Origin of the sequence: Bacillus sanguinis, assembly GCF_018332475.1 — a bacterium.
Taxonomy (GTDB): domain Bacteria; phylum Bacillota; class Bacilli; order Bacillales; family Bacillaceae_G; genus Bacillus_A; species Bacillus_A sanguinis.
On record NZ_BOQB01000061.1, the window covers coordinates 21,516 to 28,148 of the forward strand.

Genomic DNA, 6,633 nt, shown 5'->3' on the forward strand with positions numbered 1-6,633 from the left:
AGAGATTCTAGTATACTACTTATAGTCCTAATGAAATATATTTAATTTCTAAATATTCCTCGATACCGAAATGGCCTCCTTCACGGCCAATACCACTCTCTTTAAAGCCACCGAACGGAGCTTGTGCAACTGATGGAAGTCCATCATTTAATCCGATAATACCGTACTCTAACGCTTCGCTAATTTGGAATGCTTGACTAATATCTTTTGTGAAAATATAAGCAGCCAAGCCATATGGTGTATGATTCGCACGTTCGATTACTTCTTCAACCGTTTTAAATTTCGCAACTGGTGCAACCGGTCCAAATGTTTCTTCATTCATACAAAGCATCGTATCGTTCGCCAATCCAATTACAGTTGGTTGCATAAAGTGTCCATCTAGCTCTGCAACCTTTTGGCCACCATATAAAACTGTTCCACCTTGTTTAATAGCATCTTCGATATGTTCCTGTACTTTCGAAACTGCATTCTCGTCAATAAGTGGTCCTACAGTCGTTCCGTCACCGAAACCGTCGCCTACTTTCAACTGCCCTACTGCCTTTTGGAACTTCTCTGCAAATACTTCGTACACTTCTTCCTGAACAAATACTCGGTTTGTACATATACACGTTTGTCCTGCGTTACGGAATTTCGAACCGATTACCGCCTCTACCGCTTTATCTAAGTCCGCATCGTTCATAACAATAAACGGCGCGTGACCACCTAACTCAAGTGAAACCTTTTTCATCGTTTGTGCAGCACTGGCCATTAATTCCTTCCCAATTTCCGTTGATCCTGTGAAGGAAACCTTTCGAACACGTCCATCTTCCATCCACGTATCCGCAATTGCTTTCGCACTACCTGTTACAATATTTATTACACCTTTTGGAATGTCCGCTTCATGAGCTAATTCAGCTAATTTTAACGCAGTTAACGGCGTTTGACTTGCAGGTTTTACAACTGCCGTACATCCTGCCGCAAGCGCCGGTGCTACCTTTCTCGTAATCATAGCAGCTGGGAAGTTCCAAGGTGTAATAGCTGCCATAACTCCAACTGGTTGCTTCATAACTAAAATACGTTTATTCGGATGAGAAGCAGGAATCATTTCACCGTATACGCGTTTTCCTTCTTCTGCATACCATTCAACAAAGCTATTTGCATAATTCACTTCACCAAGTGCTTCTGCAAATGGCTTTCCTTGTTCTCTCGTCATAATCGCTGCAATCTCTTCTTTATTTTCATCAATAAGCGTGAACCATTTCTTTAACTTCACTGCACGGTCTGCTGCTGTTAACTTAGACCATGATTTAAAAGCTTCATGGGCAGCATCAACAGCTTGCTTTGCCTCTGTTACCCCACCCTTTGGTACCGTCGCAAATATTTCCTTCGTTGCTGGATTGTTTACTTCGATTTGTTCTTGCAATGTAATCCACTCACCATTTATATACATCGCCTTTTTTTCTACATTTACAAACGTCGCTTTTTTATCCAATGTTTTCTTCCTCCTCTATAAGTTTCTTTATTTTCCTCGTGGCAGCAGATTGACTTATTTTTAAAAACTCCGCTACTTTATAACTCGATCCATATGTTTTATATGCTTTCAAAATAATATTCCGTTCCACTTCTTCTAACATTTTATAGAGACTTTGGCCGGACTGTTCAACCGTTGATTCTTGCATCGCTATTGGCAAATCTTCTATCGTCACGATATCATCAGCAGTTATAACTATTCGCTCAATCACATTTTCAATTTCTCGATTATTTCCTTCCCAAGGGTAACCAACAAACATTTGCAATGTGCTAGGCGCTAATTTTACATTCCGGCCATATTTCTCGTTAAAGTGCTGTAAATAATGATAAATGAGCGGTAAAATGTCTTCCGTTCTTTCCCTGAGTGGTGGAATTACAATTGGAATGACATTCAGACGATAATATAAATCTTTCCTGAATGTTCCTTGTTTCACCATCATACTTAAATCTCGATTTGTTGCCGCTACAATTCTAACGTCCACCTTTTTTAATTCTCTTCCGCCTATAGGTCGAAACGTTTTTTCTTGCAACACTTGCAAAAGCTTCGCTTGAATTTCAAGCGGCATTTCGCCAATTTCATCTAAGAAAAGAGTTCCTTTATGCGCGGATTCTAATAGTCCCTTTTTTCCTTCACGATTCGCACCTGTAAAAGATCCACCTGAGTATCCAAAAAGCTCTGATTCAATTAAATTTGTTGGCAATGCCGCACAGTTAATTTCATAGAAACTTTCATTCTTCCGGTTACTCACTTCATGTAAATGACGTACTAATCGACTCTTCCCTACTCCTGTCTCACCTAAAACTAGAACAGTACTATCTACTACAGATACTTTCTTGATTGTCTCGATTATTTTTTGCATAGCGATACTTTTAAAAATAAGTCCTTCATGTTCATATGTTTCTCTTAATTCTTTTTTATATGTTTTTAACTGATTATCCATTTCCTCTACCTTTTGACGTAATTGGTAGAGCTCTGTAAGATCACGGGAGTAACTAATTACTCTTCTTAAATTTCCTTCATCATCAAAAACAGGCCTTGTACGAACGTGTAAATACTCTCCTGATTTTGTCGTTTGGACGAGTTCAATCGGCCTCTTTTTTTCAATTACTTCTAACGTAGCCGATGGATAAAAGATACCATCCTTCTGCAACTCTTTTACATGCTTACCTACTAACTCTTTAGCAGCTAATTGATAGTGCCTTTCACATGTACTATTTACACGCACAACGATTCCCTTTTCATCAGTCACAAAAATTTCGTCAAACGCATATTCAAATACATCTTGTAAATCCATTAATACTCGTTCCTTTTCTGCAACCATCCTAGCCACCCCTAACTTCCAAAATCCATCGATTCACTTCACTACCTTTATTATAAAGTGAATTTTCTGCATTTTATATAGAGTCAGCTAGAATGTTTGCTGTTTTATTATTTAACTTTTAAACACGAGCAATATTTGCTTTCTCATAACAGACTTGCAGTGATTCTTCAATTATTGTTAATCCTTCTTCCAGTTGCTCATCTGTAATCACTAATGGCATTAGTACACGAATAACATTACCGTATGTTCCTGCTGATAGTAGAAGTAAACCGCGTTTGTTTGCTTCTGCACACAAATTAGCTGTTAACGTTTTATCAGGTGCTTTCGTCTTACGGTCTTGAACGAGCTCGAATGCACACATTGCGCCTAAACCGCGCACATCACCGATGCAATTATATTTATTTTTCATCTCTTCGAATCGGTTCATTACGACTTTTCCTAATTCTATCGCTCTATCATTTAAATTCTCTTTTTCTATTACATCAAGTACTGCTAATGCTGCCGCACATCCTAGCGGACTTCCTGCATACGTTCCACCAAGTTCTCCTGGTGCAGACTCATTCATAATTTCCTTGCGCCCAATAACACCACTAATCGGTACACCAGCACCTAATGATTTAGATACCGTAATTAAATCCGGAACGACATCATAATGATCAATGGCAAAATATTTTCCTGTACGGCTAAATCCAGTTTGAATTTCATCCGCTACAAATAAGATGCCGTGCTCTGAACAAATATTGCGTACTTCTTGCACAAACTTCTTACTTGGGACGATAAATCCGCCTTCCCCTTGAACAGGTTCCATGACAACGGCTGCAATTGTTTCTGGCGCTACTTCTGATATAAAGAAGTTCTTGAATTCTTCAATCATAAAGTCATCGTACTGCTCTTCCGTTAGTCCTTCTGGACGACGATATTCATACGGGAATGGTGCTTTATATACTTCAGGAGCAAATGGGCCAAATCCAAATTTATATGGTTTTACTTTACTTGTCATCGTCATTGTCATTAATGTACGACCGTGGAATCCTTTAGAAAATGCGATGATACCAGGTCTTTTTGTATATTTACGAGCGATTTTCACCGCGTTCTCAACTGCTTCTGCACCACTATTTAAAAATAGTACTTGCTTATCAAAACTTCCTGGCGCTAATGACGCAAGTTTTTCTGCTAATTCAATATATGGCTCATACATCATGACATTAAATCCAGTATGGATATATTGATCTACTTGTTTATGGAGTGCTTCTTTAACAGCTGGATGACAATGTCCTACGTTAATTGTTCCGATCGCCCCCGCGAAATCAATGTATTGATTGCCATCAACATCTGTTACAAGAGCACCATTTGCAGATTGTACAAACGTTGGGATGCCGTTACTTACTCCTTTTGGTACTATATTTTGGCGGCGTTCTAGTAAGGACGCTGCTTTCGGTCCAGGAATTTGTTCATTTACTTTAGCAAATTTTTTTGTGTTCATTACGTACCCCATCCTTTTCTTTACATTGTTTTCTCTTTTCATTGCAAAATGTATGCCAACATTCTTTTCTAGCATTCATCCTACATGCCTTCTATTTCAACATAAAAAATAAGTCTATAAAGACTCATTGAGAGTCCCTATAGACTTATTTTCCTTACACACTAGACTTTTCTTGTTCCCAAATGAACTCACCTGAATAAGAAATAAAATCCCCAACAGATTGTACTACTAAATCCGCAAGTGGTTCTAATGTTTGACGATCTCCTGTACCAGATAGTACTCCAATTGCATAGCAATCACCGCCATTTTTAGCTAAATATAAATCAGTTGGCGTATCTCCAACGACTGCTACTTCACATGCCTCTAAATGAAACCTCTCACAAAAAGATTCTACAATTCTTTTATCTGGTTTTTGTGCTGGAAATGTATCTGAAGCTACAACATAATCAAAAAAAGGCTCTAATTGATACTGTTTTAAAAATAATTCTGTCGGTGCGAAATCATCAGCCGTAACAACACCTAAAATATATCCTCTATCCTTTAAACTTTGTAAAATTCTCGGTAAATCCGCCGTCATTTTCATATAGGAACGGTGCTCATACATAAGGGAAAATAACTTCTCACTTACCCAATGGTGCATCTCTTCTTCTCTAGCAGATTTAATATATTTACAGAGTCCCTTCGCCACATCAAGACTTGTCCCAGCAGCTATCGCACTCCTCGGATTAACAAATGCTCCCTCTACACCAATCTCTTTTAATAAAGTCTGTTGCATTGATTTTGGAAGTTGATATAAATTTATACATTCCGCGACAAGTTCTTCAGCTACTTTTATCCAAATTGAGTGAAAATCCATTAATGTTCCATCTTTATCAAATAGTATTGCCTTTACCTTCTCCATAGCATCCTACCTCTCGTTTCTTATCTCCTCCAGTGTATCAATAAAGTATGGATATAAAATAAACGAATTGTAAAAATACCATAAAAATCAAACTAACTTCCAATTTACAATTCCTCTATATAATAAAAAGGATGCCTTTACAGGGCATCCTCTTGATGTTCAGGAACAAATAGTTCCAGACAATGATATATATTTTCGAATTCCATCGGTGCATCTCCACCGTATTCACCATCTAAATTAATCATTAGTTTATCTGGTGAATGTACTTTAATTCGGTTCGCTTGTGTGTATAGCACTTTTGGATTGTTAATATGTTCACCACGCTGCGCTTGTGTTGCTGCTTTAATTAAATCAGCGATGGAACCCTTTTTCAGCACTAATAAATCAAATAAGCCATCGTTAATTGATGCATATGGTGCTACCTTTTCAAAGCCGCCCACTGAACGAGTATTCGTAATTAAAAACATCGTAATTTCTTCTTGTAGTAATTTTCCATCATACTCAATTTCAACATATGTTGGATGTAGTGATGGTAGCATTTCTATACCTTTTAAATAATAAGCAAGTTGTCCTAATACTGTCTTTAGCTTACTCGGTACTTCATATGTTAATTCCGTAATACGACCGCCACCAGCGATGTTAATAAAATATGTATCGTTTGCTCTACCAAGGTCTAATGGCACAGTTTTTCCTTCACAAATAATATCCGCTGCCTCTTCAATAGAACGGGGCACACCGATTGCACGTGCAAAGTCATTAGTCGTTCCAACTGGAATAATTCCAAACTTTGGACGATGTTCATGCCCTACTAAACCGTTCACCACTTCATTTAACGTGCCGTCACCACCAGCTGCGATAACAACATCAAATTTACGATCCGCAGCTTGCCTCGCCGCCACAGTTGCGTCTCCAGGACCCGTTGTCGCATGACAAGATGCTTCATATCCAGCTTGTTCTAATTTTTGTAATACTTCTGGTAAACTCTTCTTAAATAGCTCACGCCCAGAAGTAGGATTATAAATAATTCTTGCTCGCTTCATCATTTATTAGCACAGGAAATTTCTTTATGTATCGAAAAAGAACATACCGAACTTCTATCCAGTATTCCCATGCCTACCTCCTCTCATCTTCCTATCCTTCTTTTATCTCGCTCAAACAGGCAGTAAGAACCCGATTCGTGTAGCCCATCAAAAGTACATATTCATTTCAATGGTTTTGTTTTATTTAACAAAAAAATTTATGTCCATCTATTTCCTCACAACAATTTACATATAACGAATAATAATTATCTATTATTTCATGAGATGAAAAAAACCTCTATGTCTAGATTTATCATTATTCCCACCTTTTTGCAACTATCATACCATAGTTGCTATACAAACATTTTTCCACTTTTGACAGTTAATCAAACGTTTGTT

General features: G+C 37.8%; 5 protein-coding genes. All 5 read right to left on the reverse strand.

The features are described 5' to 3' along the window. Positions 1-19 precede the first annotated feature (19 nt). The 5 genes from gabD to KI369_RS08760 all read right to left on the reverse strand — a co-directional run bounded on the left by gabD (position 20) and on the right by KI369_RS08760 (position 6,258). Entirely contained in the window at positions 20-1,471 is a 1,452-nt protein-coding gene (gene gabD / locus KI369_RS08740; protein ID WP_212955688.1) for an NAD-dependent succinate-semialdehyde dehydrogenase, read from the reverse strand. Next, a complete protein-coding gene (locus KI369_RS08745) occupies positions 1,464-2,831 on the reverse strand; it encodes a sigma-54 interaction domain-containing protein (RefSeq protein WP_212955689.1) in 1,368 nt (455 codons plus the stop codon). The genes gabD and KI369_RS08745 overlap by 8 nt, the downstream gene beginning before the upstream one ends. Positions 2,832-2,949: 118 nt before the next feature. Then, positions 2,950-4,314, reverse strand: a complete 1,365-nt coding sequence (gabT, locus tag KI369_RS08750; RefSeq protein WP_212955690.1) for a 4-aminobutyrate--2-oxoglutarate transaminase — start codon at positions 4,312-4,314, stop codon at positions 2,950-2,952. Positions 4,315-4,468: 154 nt separating this feature from the next. Continuing rightward, the gene (locus KI369_RS08755) at positions 4,469-5,215 is read right to left on the reverse strand and encodes an HAD family hydrolase (protein WP_212955691.1); all 747 of its coding nucleotides are present in this window, start codon (positions 5,213-5,215) and stop codon (positions 4,469-4,471) included. 137 nt (positions 5,216-5,352) lie between these two features. Further along, on the reverse strand, positions 5,353-6,258 hold the full coding sequence (locus tag KI369_RS08760) for a diacylglycerol kinase (RefSeq protein WP_000977671.1): 906 nt from the start codon (positions 6,256-6,258) through the stop codon (positions 5,353-5,355). Positions 6,259-6,633: the final 375 nt, after the last annotated feature.